Genomic DNA, 16510 nt, shown 5'->3' with positions numbered 1-16510 from the left:
CACGCGAGGAGCGCCCGGCGCGCAAGGGCGCGGACCGCGACGGGCGTCGCCGCGCGGCGGTTGCGAGGAACGGTCGGGGGATGCGGCGCGCGCCGGCTTGGGCGCAGGCTTGTTACTCTGTTCAGACATTGATTTTTACGAGGATTTGGTGCGCAAGTCGCGCAGCGAATTATAATGCGGCAAATGGAAAACCCTACCCAATTCGTCCAGTGGCTGCGCTCCGTCGCGCCGTATATTCACGCATTCGGCGGCAAGACCTTCGTCGTCGCTTTCCCCGGTGAACTGGTGTCGGCTGGCGCCCTGCCCGTGCTGGCGCAGGACCTGTCACTGCTGGTCGGACTCGGCATCCGCGTCGTGCTGGTGCACGGGTCGCGGCCGCAGGTCGCCGAACAGCTCGCGCTGCGTAACGTCGCGGGCCGCTTCCACAACGGCGTGCGCGTCACCGACAGCGCGGCGATGGAATGCGCCAAGGAAGCCGCCGGCGAACTGCGCCTGGACATCGAGGGCGCGTTCAGCCAGGGCTTGCCCAACACGCCGATGTCGAATGCGCACATCAGCATCGTTTCCGGCAACTTCGTCACCGCGCGCCCGCTCGGCGTGATCGACGGCGTCGACCACGAGCTGACGGGCGTGACGCGCAAGGTCGCCGCCGCCAAGATCCAGCCCATCCTGGAGACCGAGGACAACATCGTCCTGCTGTCGCCGCTGGGCTTCTCGCCAACCGGCGAGGTGTTCAACCTGACGATGGAAGACGTGGCGGTATCCGCCGCCATCGCCCTGCATGCCGAAAAGCTCATCTTCATCACGGAGACGCCGCTGATGAAGGACGCCGGCGGCGGCGACATCCGCGAACTGTCGTCGCACCAGGCCGAAGCCGTGCTGCAGGCGGGCTTCCTGCCGAACGACGCGTCGTTCTACCTGCAGCACGCGATCAAGGCGTGCAACAGCGGCGTCGACCGCGCCCACATCGTCCCGTTCTCGACGGACGGCTCCGCGCTGCTGGAACTGTTCACCCACGACGGCGTGGGCACGATGATCACGCACGACAACCTGGAGAGCCTGCGCCAGGCCACAATTGAGGACGTCGGCGGAATTATCAAGCTCATCGAGCCGCTCGAAGCGGACGGCACGCTGGTCAAGCGTCCGCGCGAGCTGATCGAACGCGAAATCGAACAATTCTCCGTGATCGAGCACGACGGCGTCATCTTCGGCTGCGCCGCGCTCTACCCGTTCCCGGAATCGAAGATGGCGGAAATGGCCTGCCTGACGGTGAGCCAGGACGCGCAGACCCAGGGCGACGGCGAGCGCATTCTAAAACACATGGAAAACCGCGCCCGCGCGGCCGGCATGTCCAAGCTGTTCGTGCTGACCACGCGCACGTCGCACTGGTTCAAGAAGCGCGGGTTCGTGCCGGCGACCGTCGACGACCTGCCCAAGGATCGGGCGCATATGTACAACTGGCAACGCAGGTCGCAAATCCTGATCAAGCAGCTGTAAAACCGTCGTCCCCGCGAAAGCGGGGACCCATGCTGAAGATCCAAAGTCGAGCTCTTGGACACTTCGCATCGCCTCCGAATTACCGAATCTTGAGCCTCAGCGTGGATTCCCGCTTTCGCGGGAATGACGAAGTCAACGTCTGTAGCTTTTCCAACCTGGCCTTATAATCACGTTTTCCGATACCGAACCAGGAGCAAGAACATGGCCCGCACCGTCCACTGCATCAAACTGAACAAGGAAGCCGAAGGCCTGGCCTTCCCGCCGTACCCGGGCGAACTGGGCAAGCGCATTTATGAAAGCGTGTCGAAGGAAGCCTGGGATGGCTGGCTGAAGCACCAGACGATGCTCATCAACGAAAACCGCCTGAACATGGCCGACGCGCGCGCCCGCAAATACCTGGCCACGCAAATGGAACGCCATTTCTTCGGCGAAGGTGCCGACGAGGCTGCCGGCTACGTACCGCCGACGGCCTGATTCTGTAGGGTGGGCGGCCCTCCGCCCACCCTACATCTGTTTGCACTGGCGCAGCTCACACCGCGCCATGAACACTTTCCCGCGCATTTGCCCGTCCTCGCAGCGCATGCGATAGACCTCGACAGGCCCCGGCTCCGTGATGAGCCCGGCACCCTGCCCGCCCGCACACCCTTGCTGCTTCGCCATCTTCTCGACGGTCGCCGACGACACGCCCATGCGGAACGGAATCGTCTCGATGGCCGGCGCGGTATCGGCCGCAGCCACAGGTGCGGCTGGTGCGGCCGGCATCTGCCTGTGGAACATGGAGCAGCCGCCCAACAACGCGACGGCCGCGCAAACGAGCGCCAGGCGGTTCATGCTCAGAACGTCAGCTTCTTGACGCCTTCGCCCGTGCCCAGCAGGCAGACGTCGGCGCCGCGGCGGGCGAACAGGCCGACGGCGATCACGCCGACGATCTGGTTGATCTCCGATTCCAGCGCCACCGCATCCGTGATGGAGAGGCCGGCCACGTCCAGGATGTAGCCGCCGTTGTCGGTGACGAACGCGTCCGTGCTGCCCGGCTTGGTGCGCAGGCGCGGCTGGCCTTTCATCTCGGTCAGTTTGCGGCTGACGGCGTTCGCGGCCATCGGCACCACCTCGACCGGCAGCGGGAATTGTCCGAGCGTTTCGACCAGCTTGGAGCCGTCGGCGATGCACACGAACCTGCCCGATACGGAGGCGACGATCTTTTCGCGCGTCAATGCCGCGCCGCCGCCCTTGATCATGGCGCCGGTGGCGTTGATCTCGTCGGCGCCGTCGACGTAGACGGAGATCGATTCGACGTCGTTCAGGTCGAACACCTCGATGCCGTGGCCGCGCAGGCGCGTCGCCGTCGCTTCCGACGACGCCACCGCGCCCTTGATGCGCGACTTGATCTTGCCGAGTTCGTCGATGAAGAAGTTGGCGGTGGAGCCGGTGCCGACGCCGATGATTTCGCCGTCGACCACGTATTCGATGGCGGCGCGCGCCACTGCCTGCTTGAGTTCGTCCTGAGTCATGATGTTGGAAGGAGGTGAAGAAGAATCCGACATTTTAACGGATTCACATGTCGCGCCAAATATCATGCCAATTCAGCATATAATCTTGCAACCAAAGAAACACCGCCGACGACCCATGCTCCGGACACTGACCACCCTGCTGCTCGCCTTCGTCCTCGCGCCCACCGCGACGGCCGCCGACTTCACGCCGTCCACCCCGCCCGGCCCGTACCGCGTCGGCTTCCACGTCCGCCAGCAGTACGACCGGGCGCGCGTCTACCAGCATCCGCGCAGTCCCGTCACGGCGCAGGCGACGAGCGGCGACCGGTCGCGGCCGCTGCAGACGCTGATCTGGTATCCAGCCATCGGCACGGGCGGTGCGCTGACCTACCGCGACTACGTGACGACGGTGGCAACGGAAGAGGAATTCAGCCGCATGCCGGACCAGGTGCGCCGCGCCACCGACGCGCTCGTCGAAACGCGCACCCCGCAGGTCCAGCGCGACCTGGCCAGCCCCGTGCGCGCCCTTCGGGACGCGCCCGAGCGCCCCGGTAAATTCCCCGTCGTGATCTACGCGCCGGGCCACAGTGCCTACGCCATCGAGAACACCGACCTGTGCGAATACCTCGCGAGCCACGGCTACATCGTGATCGCGACGCCGTCGCTGGGCCCGCGCTCGCACAGGATGACCGCGAGCCTGGAGGGCGCCGAAGCGCAGGCGGACGACATCGGCTTCCTCGTCGGCTACGTCCAGACGCTGGCGCAGGCGGATACGAACCGCATCGCCGTCGTCGGCCACAGCTGGGGCAGCCTGGCAAGCGTGCTGGCCGCGGCCCGCGACGACCGCATCCGCGCGCTCGTCACGCTGGACGGCTCGCTGCGCGCCGCGTACGACTACGTAAGCGGCGGCCCGCGCGCCGCGGGCTACGTCACGCCGGAACGCCTGGGCATCCCGCTGCTGTACATGACGCGCCTGCAGGACGAAGGCGCGATCGGCTCCGAACTGCTGGGGCGCATGCGGTACGCCGACGTGTATCTCGCCACGCTGGACGCGGCGAGCCACATGGATTTCTCGTCGTGGTCGCTGCGCATGGCGCCGGACGCCGCCTTCGGCCAGCGCACGCGCGCGCAATCGGCCCAGGCCTACGGCGCGATGGCGCGCATGGTGGAACGCTTCCTCGACGCCCGCCTGCGCAACGATGCCCCGGCCCGCCGCCAACTGGACGACGCCGTCGCCGCGAACCGTCCGCCGGCCGGCTTCGTCTCGTTCGCGGTACGCCGCGCCACCGGCGCGCCGCCGACGCTGGACACGTTCCTCGAGCAACTGGGCCAGCAGGGCTTCGAGCACATCGCCGCCATCTACGACCGCCTGCACGCACAGAATCCCGACCTCGCCCTCGACCCGCTGCAAGCCCACGACTGGGGCATGAAGCTGCTGCGCGAGCGGCGCGCCGCGGATGCCATGCACGTGTTCCGGCTGGGCGTCAAACTGTATCCGGAACGCTTCGACTTCCTCTACGACGGCCTCGGCCAGGCATACGAGGCGGCCGGCGAGCGCGACGCCGCCATCGCGAATTACCGGCAGGCGCTGGCGCTGGAGCCGGGGCAGGCGCATGCGCGCGAACGGCTGGGGGCGCTGGGGGCGCAGTAATCATTCTTTGACGACGGCGGAGACTGACATGAAACGCGTGACCGGCATCGGCGGCATCTTCTTCCAGGCGCAAGACCCGGCCGCGCTCGGCGCCTGGTACCAGCGCCACCTGGGCATCGACGTCCAGCCGTGGAGCGGCGCCGCGTTCGACTGGACCGACCCCAAGGGCACCACCGCCTGGTCCGTGTTCCCTGCGGACAGCGACCAGTTCGCGCCGGGCCGGGCCCCGTTCATGATCAACTATCGCGTCGACAACCTCGCCGCCCTGCTGCAGGCCCTGCGCGACGAAGGCTGCAATGTGCTCGACAGGACGGACGACGGCGAATACGGCAAGTTCGGCTGGGTCATCGATCCCGAAGGCAACAAGGTCGAGCTGTGGGAACCGCCAGCCTGATCACCCACCGTTAAAAGACTTCATCATGCCGCTCTCGAACTACCTCGACACCTCTCCGCAGCTTGCCGAGCGCGTCTACGTGCACGCCTCGGCCCAGGTCATCGGCAGCGTCCGCCTCGGCGCGGACAGCTCGATCTGGTGCAACGCCGTGCTGCGCGGCGACGTCAACGACATCGTGATCGGCCGCTGCACCAACGTCCAGGACCTGACGATGGGCCACGTGTCCCACAAGACGCCCGCCAGGCCGGACGGCTCGCCGCTCGTCATCGGCGACTACGTCACCATCGGCCACGCCGTCATCCTGCACGGCTGCCGCATCGGGAACGAATGCCTCATCGGCATGGGCACCATCGTGATGGACGACGTGGTCGTCGAGGATCGCGTCATGGTCGGCGCCGGCAGTCTCGTCCCGCCGAACAGGACGCTGGAAAGCGGCTTCCTGTACATGGGCCGGCCCGTCGTCAAGGTGCGGGCGCTGTCCGAGGCCGAGATCGCGTACCTGCGCTATTCGGCCGAGCATTATGTGCGCATCAAGGACAATTACCTGAACGGATACACTGAGAACCGTGCGCCCGCCGCCTCTGAAGCAGAAACGTCGAAAACTGCAAAATCGAAAAAATATTGATTCAATATTTAATACGAAGCGGAATCCGGTCGCCCTATTAACAGGAGGTCATTGACTGTTCCATAAATGCTGAGTCTTCACACCAATTTCGCATCGCTGTCGGCACTGAAGGTCATGGGCCGCACCCAGGCCTGGCTGTCGACGTCGATGACGCGCCTGTCGACCGGCTACCGCGTCAATTCGGCGCAGGACGACGCCGCCGGCCTGCAGATCGCCACGCGCCTGAAGGCGCAAAGCAGCGGCATGACCGTGGCCATGCGCAACACGCAGAATTCGATCTCGCTGCTGCAAACCGCCGACGGGGCACTGAACGAAGTCAACGACATCCTCATCCGCATGAAGGACCTGGCGACCCAGGCCGGCGATACCTCGTCGTCGAGCGCCGACAGGGACGCCCTGCAGGCGGAATACGATTCACTGACGGACGAACTGTCGAACATCTTCAGCAACACTGGCTTCGGCGGCACCACGCTGCTGAACACCTCCGCGACGACGGGCGGAAAACTCGGCGATACGGCGGGCCTCTCGTTCCAGATCGGCGCGGACAGTGCGGAAACGATGCATGCCGATTTCTCGCCGCAACTGCACAACGTCGACCTCCTGCTGCAGACCGCGACGACCAGTGACATCACCTCGCTCGACGGCAGCGGGAATACAGTGGTTACCATCGTCACCCGTTTCGCGGGCGACAGCTCGACCACCAACACAACGCCGGGCCACACCCTCGCCGACATCGTGATCCCCACGACGACGAATGTCCCCGACGGTTTCGGCGGCACGATCACGGTCCATGGCACGATGACGCTGTTCGCCGATCCCGCCGCGACGATCGGCAAGCTGGGCGACGCCCTCGACGCCGTGTCGGCGCTGCGGTCCGGACTGGGCGCGGTCGCGAACCGCCTGGACCACGTCTACAACAACCTGGCGAACGTCTCGACCAATACGCAGGCCGCCACCGGCCGCATCATGGACGTCGATGTCGCGACGGAGTCGTCGGCCATGACGGCGAACCAGATGCTCATGCAGTCCAGCACGGCCATGCTGAAGCAGACCAACAGCCTGGCCTCGATGGTGATGGCGCTGCTGCAGTAGCGGCGCCCGTACCAGCCGACGCCGCAAGACGCCGGCCGCCGACGACGGCGTCAATCGCCCGGCGGCAAACACCCGTACATGCGCGGCCCTTCCCTGTCGCCATTCCAGATCTGGTGCACGACCGCACTGCCGTCATGCTGGCGCGCAAGGCAGAACCTGGCCTCGTAGCTGGACGCGGAGCTGCCCTTGCCCGGCTGCGCCTCGATGCGCAGGCTGTAGATCCGCCCCGGCGCCAGCGGCGCGGGCGTCGTGCGCGGCAGCGACGCCACCTTGCCACCGTACGGCACGCACATGCCGAACGTGAGGGGGAACGTGCGCTCCTTCGGCATCGTCATCTTCCACACCGGGCGTGTCCCCTCCCACACGACGATCGACCGGAATTCCGGCGTGCCCAGGCGTTCCTCGCGCGGGGTGATGGTGAAGCACGGGCCGCCACGCGGGCCTTCGCGCACCTCGGCCGCACCGACGCGGGCGCACGCCGGCGCGGCCAGGCACCAGGCACACAGCAGCATGGGGATGCGATAAGGGACGGACATGATGACCTCGACGGAGCGCAAGGCGAAAGCCTACGACGGCAGCACCGTTAAATTTTGAGGCTACGCAAGCTCAGGCGGAGACAGACGCTACCATCCGCGCGAAGCGGCGTGCGCTGCCGCGCGGCAGGTTGTACGGGTCGCGCGGGTCGGCGAGGAAGCGGGCCAGCACCTGTTCGTACAAGTCGATCTGGTGCGCATAGCGGCGCTGGCGCATGATGCGCGGGTTGCGCATGTATTTCAGCGCAAAATAATCCGCGAGCAAGTCGCCCTGGGCTTCCATGTTGTAGTCGGACAGGCGCGCACCCGGACGCAGTTCGTAACGGTACGACAGGCCGATGCGGAAGGCGCCGCGCAACCGGACCGGGTAGCCCAGCTGGTGCTGCCACACGTGCACCATCTCGTGCATGAACCAGTGGATCGTGTGCGGATCGCCCGCGCCATAATCGGGCAGGAAACAGGAGGGGTGGAAATACATGCTGCCGTTGGGCGTCATGGCGCAGTTTTTCGGCTGCACCAGCGGCAGGTAGCGGCGCCCGTGCACGCGCACGCGCGACGCATCGATGGCGCCGCCGAACAGCAGCGACGCCATGCGTATTTCGGCCGGGGTCAGGCCCCGGACCAGGCGCCGCCGCATATTCCGGTTCAGGCCGCTTTCAGTGCGGATGCGGCTTTCGCCAGCTCGGTGATCAGGCCCCAGTCGCCGGCCTTCATGGCGTCCGCCGGGGTCAGCCAGGAGCCGCCCACGCAAGCGACGTTCTTCAGCGCGAGGAATTGCGGCGCCGTCTCGATCGAGATGCCGCCCGTCGGGCAGAAGGTCACGTCCGGCAGCGGACCGCCGATACCCTTCAGCATGCCGACGCCGCCCGCCGGCACGGCCGGGAACAGTTTCAGCTGCTTGAAGCCGGCTTCGCGCGCCACCATCACTTCGGACGGGGTCATGCAGCCCGGCAGCAGCGGCAGGCCGCTCTTCTTCGCTGCCTCGATCAGCGACGGCGTCAGGCCCGGCGACACGCCGAACACGGCGCCCGCATCGCGCGACGCGGCGAATTCTTCCGGCTGCGTCAGCGTGCCGACGCCGACGATCGCGCCTTCCACCTGGGCCATCGCGCGGATCGCCTCCAGGCCGTGCCTGGTGCGCAGCGTGACTTCGAGCACGCGGATGCCGCCGGCGACCAGCGCCTTGGCGAGGGGGACCGCATGGTCCGGGTCGTCGATCGCGATCACGGGGATCACGACGGCGGATTTCATGATGTCCAGCAGGGTCATTTCGTTACTCATCGTTGCGCTCACTTTGCTTATTTGGATTTGCGGAACAGGAAATCTTCGTCCGAACCGGGCATGATCTCGCCGCTGTCGGTGCCTTCGTGCAGGGGCACGGTCGTGTCGATCGGCGACGGCAGCGGGAAGTGGGCGGCGCCCTCCTCGGCCGCGCTGACCGATTTGCGGAACACGTCGAACAGTTCGCGGCCCATGCCGATGTGGCTGGAGCTCAGGTCCGCGGTCGCCATCTTGCGCGATGCCCACACGTCGGCCGGCACCAGGGCTTCCAGCGTGCCCTGCGTGGCGTCGACGCGGATGATGTCGCCGTCGCGCACGAGGCCCAGCGGGCCGCCAGCCAGGATTTCCGGCGACACGTGGATCGCGGCCGGGACTTTACCGGATGCGCCCGACATGCGGCCGTCCGTCACCAGCGCGACGTGGAAGCCGGAGTCCTGCAGGTTGGCCAGTGCCGGCGTCAGCGCGTGCAGTTCCGGCATGCCGTTGGCGCGCGGGCCCTGGAAGCGCAGCACGGCAACGAAGTCGCGGTTCAGCTTGCCGGCCTTGTAGGCGTGCATGAAATCTTCCTGCGAATCGAACGTCAGCGCGGGCGCCTCGACGATGTGGTGATCCTTCTTGACCGCCGAGATCTTCATCACGGCGCGGCCCAGGTTGCCCTGCACGAGGATCAGGCCGCCGTTGTCGCTGAACGGGTTCGTATGCTTGCGCAGCACGGACTCGTCGCCGCTCTGTTCCGGCAGGTCGCGCCACACGACCTTGTCGCCGTCCAGGAACGGTTCCTTGCAGTGGTTGCGCAGGCCGCGGCCGAGGATGGTGTTGACGTCGTCGTGCACGAGGCCGGCGTCCAGCAGTTCGCGGATGACGAAGGTCGGGCCGCCGGCGGCCTGGAAGTAGTTCACGTCGGCGTCGCCGTTCGGGTACACGCGCGTCAGCAGCGGCACCACTTTCGACAGCTCGTCGAAGTCGTTCCAGTCGATGATGATGCCGGCCGCGCGCGCGATCGCGACGAGGTGCAGCGTGTGGTTCGTGGAGCCGCCCGTCGCGTGCAGCGCGGCGATGGCGTTGACGATGCACTTCTCGTCGACGATGTGGCCGATCGGCATGTACTCGCCGCCCTGCTGCGAGATCTTGACCGCATGCTGGGCCGCGGCGCGGGTCAGCGCCTCGCGCAGCGGGGTGTCCGGATGGACGAAGGCGGCGCCCGGGAGGTGCAGGCCCATCATCTCCATCAGCATCTGGTTGCTGTTAGCGGTACCGTAGAAGGTACACGTACCGGCGCTGTGGTAGGCCTTGGCCTCGCCTTCCAGCAGTTCTTCGCGCGTGGCCTCGCCCTTCGCGTAGCGCTGGCGCACGGCGGCCTTTTCCTTGTTCGAGATACCGGTCGCCATCGGGCCGCCCGGCACGAAGATGCCCGGGATGTGGCCGAAGTGCAGCGCGCCGATCAGCAGGCCCGGCACGATCTTGTCGCAGATGCCCAGGTACAGGCTGGCGTCGAACATATTGTGCGACAACGCGATGGCGGTCGACATGGCGATGGTGTCGCGCGAGAACAGCGACAGTTCCATGCCCGGCTGGCCCTGCGTGACGCCGTCGCACATGGCGGGCACGCCGCCGGCGAACTGCGCCACGGCGCCGACTTCACGCACGGCGTCCTTGATGACCTTCGGGTAGGCTTCGAACGGCTGGTGCGCCGACAGCATGTCGTTGTACGAGGAAACGATCGCCACCGACGGCTGCTTGGCCTCGCGCAGCTTGAGCTTGTCGTTGGCCGGGAAGGCGGCAAACCCGTGTGCCAGGTTCGTGCACGCCAGCACGCTGCGCTGCACGCCCTTGACGCGCGCGGCGTCGAGATGCGCGAGATACGCCTGGCGCGAGGGCCGGCTACGCTTGATGATCCGGTTGGTGACCTGTTCTACTACGGGGTGCAGCGCCATGATCTGTTCCTTGTGAATTAGATTTCTGAAATTTTACTACGAAATGCGGATTCCTGCCCACCAATCAATGAGCAAAGGAAGGTGAACACGGGAGACTCACGCTGAGCGGCGATTTTTTGTAGTGAATTTACGCCTGCTTCCTGTATGATTCGCTAACCTGCACAAAATGACATCATACCGTCCATCACCATGCGCCAACCACCCCTGACCAGCACCACCAGTTACCAGGCCCTCCAGACCCACGCCCAGGACGCCCGGCAATGGCAGATGCGCGACCTGTTCGCGCAAGACCCGCAGCGCTTCGAGCGCCTCTCGGCGGAAGCCGCCGGGCTGTTCCTAGACTATTCAAAAAACCGTTTGGACGGGCGCACGCTTGCACTGCTGGCAAACCTGGCGCGCGAGCGCGGCGTCGAGCAGCTGCGCGACGCGATGTTCGCCGGCGACAAGATCAACCTGACCGAACAACGCGCCGTGCTGCACACCGCCCTGCGCGCGCCGAAGGACAAGCAGATCACGGTGGACGGCCAGGACATCACGGCCGACGTGCACGACGTCCTGGCCCGCGTCAAGACGTTCAGCGACGCCGTGCGCAACGGTTCGTGGCTGGGCCACACGGGCAAGGAAATCACGGACATCGTCAACATCGGCATCGGCGGCTCCGACCTCGGTCCGAAGATGGTCTGCCTGGCGCTGCGCCAGTTCGCCCATCCGCGCCTGACGATGCACTTCGTCTCCAACGTCGACGGCCACGACATGGACGCCGCGCTGGCGCGCGTGAATCCGGAAACGACGCTGTTCATCATCGCGTCGAAGACGTTCACGACGGCCGAGACGATGATGAACGCGAACACGGCGCGCAGCTGGTTCCTCAAGCACGCATCGGAAGAGGCGCTCGCCAGGCACTTCGTCGCCGTGTCGACCAATGTCGAAGCCATCAAGAAGTTCGGCATCGACCCGGACAACATGTTCCCGTTCTGGGACTGGGTCGGCGGCCGCTATTCGGTCTGGTCGGCGATCGGCCTGCCGGTCGCGCTGTGCGTCGGCTACGGCTATTTCGCCGACTTCCTCGCGGGCGCGCACGCGCTGGACGAGCACTTCCGCACCGCGCCCATCGAGCAGAATTTGCCGATGATCCTGGCCCTGGTCGGCTTCTGGAACCGCGAATTCCTCGGCTGCCCGTCGGTGTCGATCGCGCCGTACCACCAGGACCTGAACCGCTTCCCCGCCTACCTGCAGCAGCTCGACATGGAAAGCAACGGCAAGCGCGTCACGCGCGCCGGCGACACCATCACCGACTACGCAACCGGCCCGGTGATCTGGGGCGACGTCGGCACGAACGGCCAGCACGCGTATTTCCAGCTGCTGCACCAGGGCACGGACGTCACGCCGATGGACTTCATCGCCGCGCTGCGTCCCGCGCACGAATTCCAGAACCACCACGCCGCGCTGCTCGCGAACTGCTTCGCGCAGTCGGAAGCTTTCATGAAGGGCAAGACGGCGGACGAGGTGCGCCAGGATCTCGCCGGACAAGACGCCGCCGAGATCGAACGCCTCGTGCCGCACAAGACCTTCCCGGGCAACCGTCCGAGCAACACGATCCTGATGGAGTACCTGACGCCGGCCACGCTGGGCGCGCTGATCGCGCTGTACGAGCACAAGGTGTTCGTGCAGGGCGCGATCTGGGACGTGAACAGCTACGACCAGTGGGGCGTGGAACTGGGCAAGGTGCTCGCCAAGAAGATCGAGGCGGAGCTGAACGGCGAGGCGCAACCGGCGCAGCACGACGGTTCGACCAACGGCCTGATCGCCCGCGCCAGGGCGGCCGTCTGAGGAGGTGCCATGAAGACCGAAAAATTCCACATCGTGCATGACGAACGGATGCTGGTCGGCGAATCGGCCGTCTGGCATGCGGTCGAATCCGCGCTGTACTGGGTCGACATCGACGGCAAGTCGGTGCACCGCCTGCATCCGTCGAGCGGCAAGTACTCGCGCTGGAACACGGACACCGAGCCGTCCGCCATCGCCGTCGACCTGGACAACAACCTCGTGCTGGCCACGCGCGCCGGCTTCGTCTACCTGAACACGACGACGGGCGACATCGACGATATCGTGCCGGCACCGTACGACACGTCCATCGTCCGCTTCAACGACGGCCGCACGGACCCGGCGGGCCGCTTCTGGGTCGGCACGATGTACGAGCCGCGCGACCAGCAGAAGGCCGAGATGTACGTGCTGGACAAGGGCGAGCTGCGCCTGGCCTGGGCCGGCGGCATGACGAACTCGAACGGCCTGTCGTTCAGCCCGGACGGCAAGACGATGTACCACTCGGACACGACGAGCCACCGCGTCGACGCGTACGACTACGACGTCAAGACGGGCACGGCATCGAACCGCCGCAATCTCGTCACCTTCTCCGACGACAAGAAGGCGGCCGACTACGGCGGCCGTCCGGACGGCGCGGCGGTGGATAGCGAAGGCAATTACTGGTCCGCGATGTTCGAAGGCGGCCGCATCGTCAAGCTGTCGCCGACCGGTGAGCTGCTGCAGGAAATCGAGCTGCCGGTGCGCTGCCCGACGTCCGTCGCGTTCGGCGGACCCGATCTGCGCACGCTGTTCGTCACCAGCGCCAGCAAGGGCCGCTCGAACGACGAGCTGGCGAAGTATCCGCACAGCGGCAAGGTGCTGGCGTTCACGGTGGACGTACCGGGGATCGAACAAGCCGAGTATCGCGGTTGATGTTCGCGTTGGTTTTCGTAGTAAATTTTCTTGCACTATCCATATTCGTGTAGTAAATTTACAGCATTTCACTCCTCGACAGACACCATGGCACTTTCCGATTTCGATCTCGTTTTCTTCGGCGGCAGCGGCGACCTCGCGATGCGCAAGCTGCTGCCGGCGATGTATGCCCGTGACGTGTGCAACGACCTGCCCGCGACGGCGCGCATCATCTGCGTCGGCCGTGACGAGATGTCGCAGGAAGCGTTCATCGAGATGGTGGAAACCAATGCGAAAACGCACGTGAAGGAAAACGTCGACGCCGGCGCATGGCAGACGTTCCTGGACCGCATCACCTACGTTGCCGTCGACGCGGGCAACGTGGCGACTTATGCGGCGCTGGCGGAAGCGCTGCGCAAGGATTCTTCGCTCACGCGCGTGTACTACCTCGCGACGCCGCCGCAACTGTTCGCGACGATCTGCGAGAACCTGGCCGCCGTCGGCCTGGCCACGGCGAATTCGCGCGTCGTGCTGGAAAAGCCGCTGGGCCGCGACCTCGCATCGGCCAAGCAGATCAACGCCGACGTCGGCAAGGTGTTCGCCGAATCGCAGATCTACCGGATCGACCACTACCTCGGCAAGGAAACGGTGCAGAACCTGCTGGCCCTGCGCTTCGGTAACATCCTGTTCGAGCCGCTGTGGCGCCGCGAGTGGATTTCCGACGTGCAGATCACCATCGCGGAAAAGATCGGCGTGGGCAACCGCCTGGGCTATTACGACAACTCGGGCGCGCTGCGCGACATGCTGCAGAACCACCTGCTGCAGCTGCTGTGTATCGTCGCGATGGAGCCGCCGACGTCGATCGCATCGGACGCCGTGCGCGACGCCAAGCTGCAGGTGCTGCGCTCGCTGAAGCGCTTCACGCCGACGACGCTGTCGCAGAACATCGTGCGCGGCCAATACCGCTCGGGTTATGTCGACGGCCAGGCCGTGCCGGGCTACCGCGACGAACCGGGCGCGCCCAAGCAATCCAAAACGGAAACCTTCGTCGCGATGAAGGCCGAGATCGACACGTGGCGCTGGGCCGGCGTACCGTTCTACCTGCGCACCGGCAAGCGCATGGCCGACCGCCTCGCGGAAATCGTCGTGCGCTTCAAGCCTATTCCCCATTCGATCTTCAACCAGCCGACGTCGAGCTTCCAGCCGAACAGCCTCGTGATCCGCCTGCAGCCGGACGAAGGCCTGTCGATGAACCTGATGGCCAAGACACCGGGCGATTCGATGCGCCTGAAGCAGGCCGAACTCGAACTCGATTTCCGCGAACAGTTCAAGTCCCCGCGCATGGAAGCGTACGAGCGCCTGTTGCTGGACGTCCTGCGCGGCCAGCTGACCCTGTTCATGCGCGGCGACGAACTGGAAGCCGCGTGGGAATGGGTCGAGCCGATCCTCGAATACTGGGAGCAGGACGACACGACGCCGGTCCCGTACACGTCCGGCACGTGGGGCCCCGCCTCGTCGTCCGCGCTGATCGGCCGCGACGGCCTGCAGTGGCGCGAAGAGGCGCTGCCGGAAGACTGAGGAATTACCGTGCTGCTCGATTCGATCCGTACCCAGCTCGACTCGCTGTCCAAGTCCGAGCGCAAGGTGGCGCTCGCCGTGCTGGCCGCGCCCAGCGCCACCGTGAGCCAGAACATCACGGCGCTGGCGCGCAGCGCGCAGGTGTCCGAGCCGACGGTCGTGCGCTTCTGCCGCACGCTCGGCTACGACGGCTGGCACGAGTTCAAGCTGAAGCTCGCGCAAGGCCTCGCGCTGGCGCTGCCCGGCGCCAGCGAGCAGCCGGCGCAGGACGACCTGGCCGCGGACCTCGTCAACAAGATCTGCAGCCGCTCGATCAACACCCTGCTCGACCTGCGCAACAACCTGAAACCGGAACTGATCCAGAAGGCGCTCGACATCCTGTCGCGCGCCAACAAGATCGAGTTCTACGGCCAGGGCACGTCGGGCTTCGTCGCGGCCGACGCGCAGCATAAATTCTTTCGCTCGGGCGTGCCGACCGTCGCGTACACCGACCCGGCGATCCACGCCATCGCGGCCGCGCTGCTGCGCGAGGGCGACGCGCTCGTCGCGATCTCCCAGCGCGGCAACAACCCGTCGCTGACGCGCTCCGCGAAACTGGCGCGCCGCGGCGGCGCCGAAGTGATCGTGCTGGCGCCGTCCGGCACGCCGCTCGCGGACATGGCGAGCCTGCTGATCCCGATCGACCTCGTGTTCGCGACCGATCCGTACACGCCGATCTCGGCGCGCCTCGCTTACCTCGTCGTGATCGACGTGCTCGCGGTCGGCCTCGCGCTGCAGCGCGGTCCGGAGTTCCGCAAGAAGATGCAGAACGCGCAGAAGGCGCTGCAGGAATTCGACCTGCAGTTCGACTCCTTCATCGGCTGACGTTCATCTCATGTCTTCCCCCGTCTTCTTCGAGAGAGCAGAAGACTTCCGCGCCTGGCTCGCGGCCCACGCCCACGACGCGAAAGAACTGCTCGTGGGCTTCCACAAGGTCGGCACGGGCACGCCGTGCATGACCTGGTCCGAATCGGTGGACCAGGCGCTGTGCTACGGCTGGATCGACGGCGTGCGCAAGCGCGTCGACGACGCCACCTACACGATCCGCTTCACACCGCGTAAAACCGGGTCGATCTGGAGCGCGGTGAACATCGACAAGGTGACGAAACTGCGCGCACTGGGCCTCATGACGCCGGCCGGCGAAGCGGCGTTCGCGCAACGTTCGGAAGACCGCTCGCGCGTGTATTCGCACGAGCGCGAGACGCCCGCCGAACTGGCGCCCGAGGACCTCGCCCGCTTCCGGCGCCACAAGGCCGCGTGGGCGTTTTTCGAAGCGTGCCCGCCCGGTGCCCGCAAGCGCATGATCCACGTCGTGACGAGCGCGAAGAAGCCGGAGACGCGCGCCGCACGGCTCGACCGGCTCATCGCGGCGTGTGCCGAAGGCCGGCGGCTCGACGTGTGGAAATAAATCAGTAGCCGACCGTGAACCGCTCGCGCACATGCGCCGGCTTCTCGATCTCGTCGGCCAGCGCGACGGCGTAGTCTTCGTACGAGATCGTGCTGCCCTTCTCGCTCACCAGCAGCTCGTCCTTGGCGAGGCGGAATTTACCGGTACGCTCGCCCGGCACGAACAGCGCGGACGGCGAGATGAAGGTCCAATCGAGGTCGTTCACGCCGCGCAGCGCATCCAGGAAATCGGCGCCCTTCGTCGCCTCATCCTTGTACGCGGCGGGGAAATCGG

General features: G+C 66.0%; 18 protein-coding genes. 11 read left to right on the top strand and 7 right to left on the bottom strand.

What is annotated here, in order from left to right; all coding sequences use genetic code 11:
• Positions 1–183: 183 nt before the first annotated feature.
• Entirely contained in the window at positions 184–1497 is a 1314-nt protein-coding gene (gene argA / locus ACEN88_RS09500; protein WP_413339064.1) for an amino-acid N-acetyltransferase, read from the top strand.
• Positions 1498–1698: 201 nt separating this feature from the next.
• Positions 1699–1971: an oxidative damage protection protein gene (locus tag ACEN88_RS09495; RefSeq protein ID WP_029756863.1), complete on the top strand. Its 273-nt coding sequence runs from the start codon at positions 1699–1701 to the stop codon at positions 1969–1971.
• A 30-nt stretch (positions 1972–2001) separates the two neighbouring features.
• On the opposite strand, the gene ACEN88_RS09490 is transcribed toward ACEN88_RS09495, so the two are convergent.
• Together ACEN88_RS09490 and rpiA are read right to left on the bottom strand one after the other, a co-directional pair.
• Complete coding sequence (locus tag ACEN88_RS09490; RefSeq protein ID WP_413339062.1) at positions 2002–2328, bottom strand: hypothetical protein; 327 nt, start codon at positions 2326–2328, stop codon at positions 2002–2004.
• Between the two features lie 2 nt (positions 2329–2330).
• Positions 2331–3008, bottom strand: coding sequence for a ribose-5-phosphate isomerase RpiA (gene rpiA, locus ACEN88_RS09485; protein WP_413339060.1), 678 nt, complete (start codon positions 3006–3008; stop codon positions 2331–2333).
• A 115-nt stretch (positions 3009–3123) separates the two neighbouring features.
• Between rpiA and ACEN88_RS09480 the strand changes: the two genes are divergently transcribed.
• The 4 genes from ACEN88_RS09480 to ACEN88_RS09465 all read left to right on the top strand — a co-directional run bounded on the left by ACEN88_RS09480 (position 3124) and on the right by ACEN88_RS09465 (position 6749).
• Positions 3124–4638 (top strand): chlorophyllase/cutinase-like alpha/beta fold protein, encoded by a 1515-nt coding sequence (locus tag ACEN88_RS09480; RefSeq protein WP_413339058.1) that lies wholly within the window; start codon positions 3124–3126, stop codon positions 4636–4638.
• A 28-nt stretch (positions 4639–4666) separates the two neighbouring features.
• The gene (locus tag ACEN88_RS09475; RefSeq protein WP_413339056.1) at positions 4667–5032 is read left to right on the top strand and encodes a VOC family protein; all 366 of its coding nucleotides are present in this window, start codon (positions 4667–4669) and stop codon (positions 5030–5032) included.
• A gap of 25 nt (positions 5033–5057) precedes the next feature.
• On the top strand, positions 5058–5657 hold the full coding sequence (locus tag ACEN88_RS09470; protein WP_413339054.1) for a gamma carbonic anhydrase family protein: 600 nt from the start codon (positions 5058–5060) through the stop codon (positions 5655–5657).
• 66 nt (positions 5658–5723) lie between these two features.
• Entirely contained in the window at positions 5724–6749 is a 1026-nt protein-coding gene (locus ACEN88_RS09465) for a flagellin (RefSeq protein WP_413339053.1), read from the top strand.
• A 50-nt stretch (positions 6750–6799) separates the two neighbouring features.
• Here ACEN88_RS09465 and ACEN88_RS09460 read toward each other — a convergent pair whose 3' ends face one another.
• The 4 genes from ACEN88_RS09460 to edd form a co-directional block, all read right to left on the bottom strand.
• Complete coding sequence (locus tag ACEN88_RS09460) at positions 6800–7285, bottom strand: hypothetical protein (protein ID WP_413339051.1); 486 nt, start codon at positions 7283–7285, stop codon at positions 6800–6802.
• A 70-nt stretch (positions 7286–7355) separates the two neighbouring features.
• Positions 7356–7874, bottom strand: coding sequence for a Rhs element Vgr protein (locus ACEN88_RS09455; RefSeq protein ID WP_413339049.1), 519 nt, complete (start codon positions 7872–7874; stop codon positions 7356–7358).
• Between the two features lie 53 nt (positions 7875–7927).
• The gene (gene eda / locus ACEN88_RS09450) at positions 7928–8551 is read right to left on the bottom strand and encodes a bifunctional 4-hydroxy-2-oxoglutarate aldolase/2-dehydro-3-deoxy-phosphogluconate aldolase (protein ID WP_413339066.1); all 624 of its coding nucleotides are present in this window, start codon (positions 8549–8551) and stop codon (positions 7928–7930) included.
• Between the two features lie 29 nt (positions 8552–8580).
• Complete coding sequence (gene edd / locus ACEN88_RS09445; RefSeq protein ID WP_413339047.1) at positions 8581–10497, bottom strand: phosphogluconate dehydratase; 1917 nt, start codon at positions 10495–10497, stop codon at positions 8581–8583.
• A gap of 189 nt (positions 10498–10686) precedes the next feature.
• Here edd and pgi point away from each other — a divergent pair, with 189 nt between their 5' ends.
• The 5 genes from pgi (at position 10687) to ACEN88_RS09420 (ending at position 16237) form a co-directional block, all read left to right on the top strand.
• Complete coding sequence (pgi, locus tag ACEN88_RS09440; protein ID WP_413339045.1) at positions 10687–12327, top strand: glucose-6-phosphate isomerase; 1641 nt, start codon at positions 10687–10689, stop codon at positions 12325–12327.
• A 9-nt stretch (positions 12328–12336) separates the two neighbouring features.
• Entirely contained in the window at positions 12337–13233 is an 897-nt protein-coding gene (locus ACEN88_RS09435) for an SMP-30/gluconolactonase/LRE family protein (RefSeq protein WP_413339043.1), read from the top strand.
• Between the two features lie 87 nt (positions 13234–13320).
• Entirely contained in the window at positions 13321–14790 is a 1470-nt protein-coding gene (zwf, locus tag ACEN88_RS09430; protein WP_413339041.1) for a glucose-6-phosphate dehydrogenase, read from the top strand.
• Positions 14791–14799: 9 nt separating this feature from the next.
• Entirely contained in the window at positions 14800–15654 is an 855-nt protein-coding gene (locus tag ACEN88_RS09425) for an SIS domain-containing protein (protein WP_056136401.1), read from the top strand.
• A gap of 10 nt (positions 15655–15664) precedes the next feature.
• Positions 15665–16237: a YdeI/OmpD-associated family protein gene (locus ACEN88_RS09420; protein ID WP_413339039.1), complete on the top strand. Its 573-nt coding sequence runs from the start codon at positions 15665–15667 to the stop codon at positions 16235–16237.
• Position 16238: 1 nt separating this feature from the next.
• Here the strand turns inward: ACEN88_RS09420 and ACEN88_RS09415 are convergent.
• Positions 16239–16510, bottom strand: a 272-nt coding sequence (locus ACEN88_RS09415; RefSeq protein ID WP_413339037.1) for an NAD(P)-dependent oxidoreductase, incomplete at its 5' end; no start/stop codon positions are given.

It is taken from the genome of Massilia sp. CT11-108, assembly GCF_047302915.1.
GTDB lineage: Bacteria > Pseudomonadota > Gammaproteobacteria > Burkholderiales > Burkholderiaceae_D > Telluria > Telluria orientalis.
This window is presented reverse-complemented; position numbering and strand designations above follow the sequence as displayed.

Bases quoted from the DNA above. Each gene is read 5' to 3' on its own strand.
- argA (WP_413339064.1), top strand. From the start codon at position 184: ATGGAAAACCCTACCCAATTCGTCCAGTGGCTGCGCTCCGTCGCGCCG.
- ACEN88_RS09495 (WP_029756863.1), top strand. From the start codon at position 1,699: ATGGCCCGCACCGTCCACTGCATCAAACTGAACAAGGAAGCCGAAGGC.
- ACEN88_RS09490 (WP_413339062.1), bottom strand. From the start codon at position 2,328: ATGAACCGCCTGGCGCTCGTTTGCGCGGCCGTCGCGTTGTTGGGCGGC.
- rpiA (WP_413339060.1), bottom strand. From the start codon at position 3,008: ATGACTCAGGACGAACTCAAGCAGGCAGTGGCGCGCGCCGCCATCGAA.
- ACEN88_RS09480 (WP_413339058.1), top strand. From the start codon at position 3,124: ATGCTCCGGACACTGACCACCCTGCTGCTCGCCTTCGTCCTCGCGCCC.
- ACEN88_RS09475 (WP_413339056.1), top strand. From the start codon at position 4,667: ATGAAACGCGTGACCGGCATCGGCGGCATCTTCTTCCAGGCGCAAGAC.
- ACEN88_RS09470 (WP_413339054.1), top strand. From the start codon at position 5,058: ATGCCGCTCTCGAACTACCTCGACACCTCTCCGCAGCTTGCCGAGCGC.
- ACEN88_RS09465 (WP_413339053.1), top strand. From the start codon at position 5,724: ATGCTGAGTCTTCACACCAATTTCGCATCGCTGTCGGCACTGAAGGTC.
- ACEN88_RS09460 (WP_413339051.1), bottom strand. From the start codon at position 7,285: ATGTCCGTCCCTTATCGCATCCCCATGCTGCTGTGTGCCTGGTGCCTG.
- ACEN88_RS09455 (WP_413339049.1), bottom strand. From the start codon at position 7,874: ATGGCGTCGCTGCTGTTCGGCGGCGCCATCGATGCGTCGCGCGTGCGC.
- eda (WP_413339066.1), bottom strand. From the start codon at position 8,551: ATGACCCTGCTGGACATCATGAAATCCGCCGTCGTGATCCCCGTGATC.
- edd (WP_413339047.1), bottom strand. From the start codon at position 10,497: ATGGCGCTGCACCCCGTAGTAGAACAGGTCACCAACCGGATCATCAAG.
- pgi (WP_413339045.1), top strand. From the start codon at position 10,687: ATGCGCCAACCACCCCTGACCAGCACCACCAGTTACCAGGCCCTCCAG.
- ACEN88_RS09435 (WP_413339043.1), top strand. From the start codon at position 12,337: ATGAAGACCGAAAAATTCCACATCGTGCATGACGAACGGATGCTGGTC.
- zwf (WP_413339041.1), top strand. From the start codon at position 13,321: ATGGCACTTTCCGATTTCGATCTCGTTTTCTTCGGCGGCAGCGGCGAC.
- ACEN88_RS09420 (WP_413339039.1), top strand. From the start codon at position 15,665: ATGTCTTCCCCCGTCTTCTTCGAGAGAGCAGAAGACTTCCGCGCCTGG.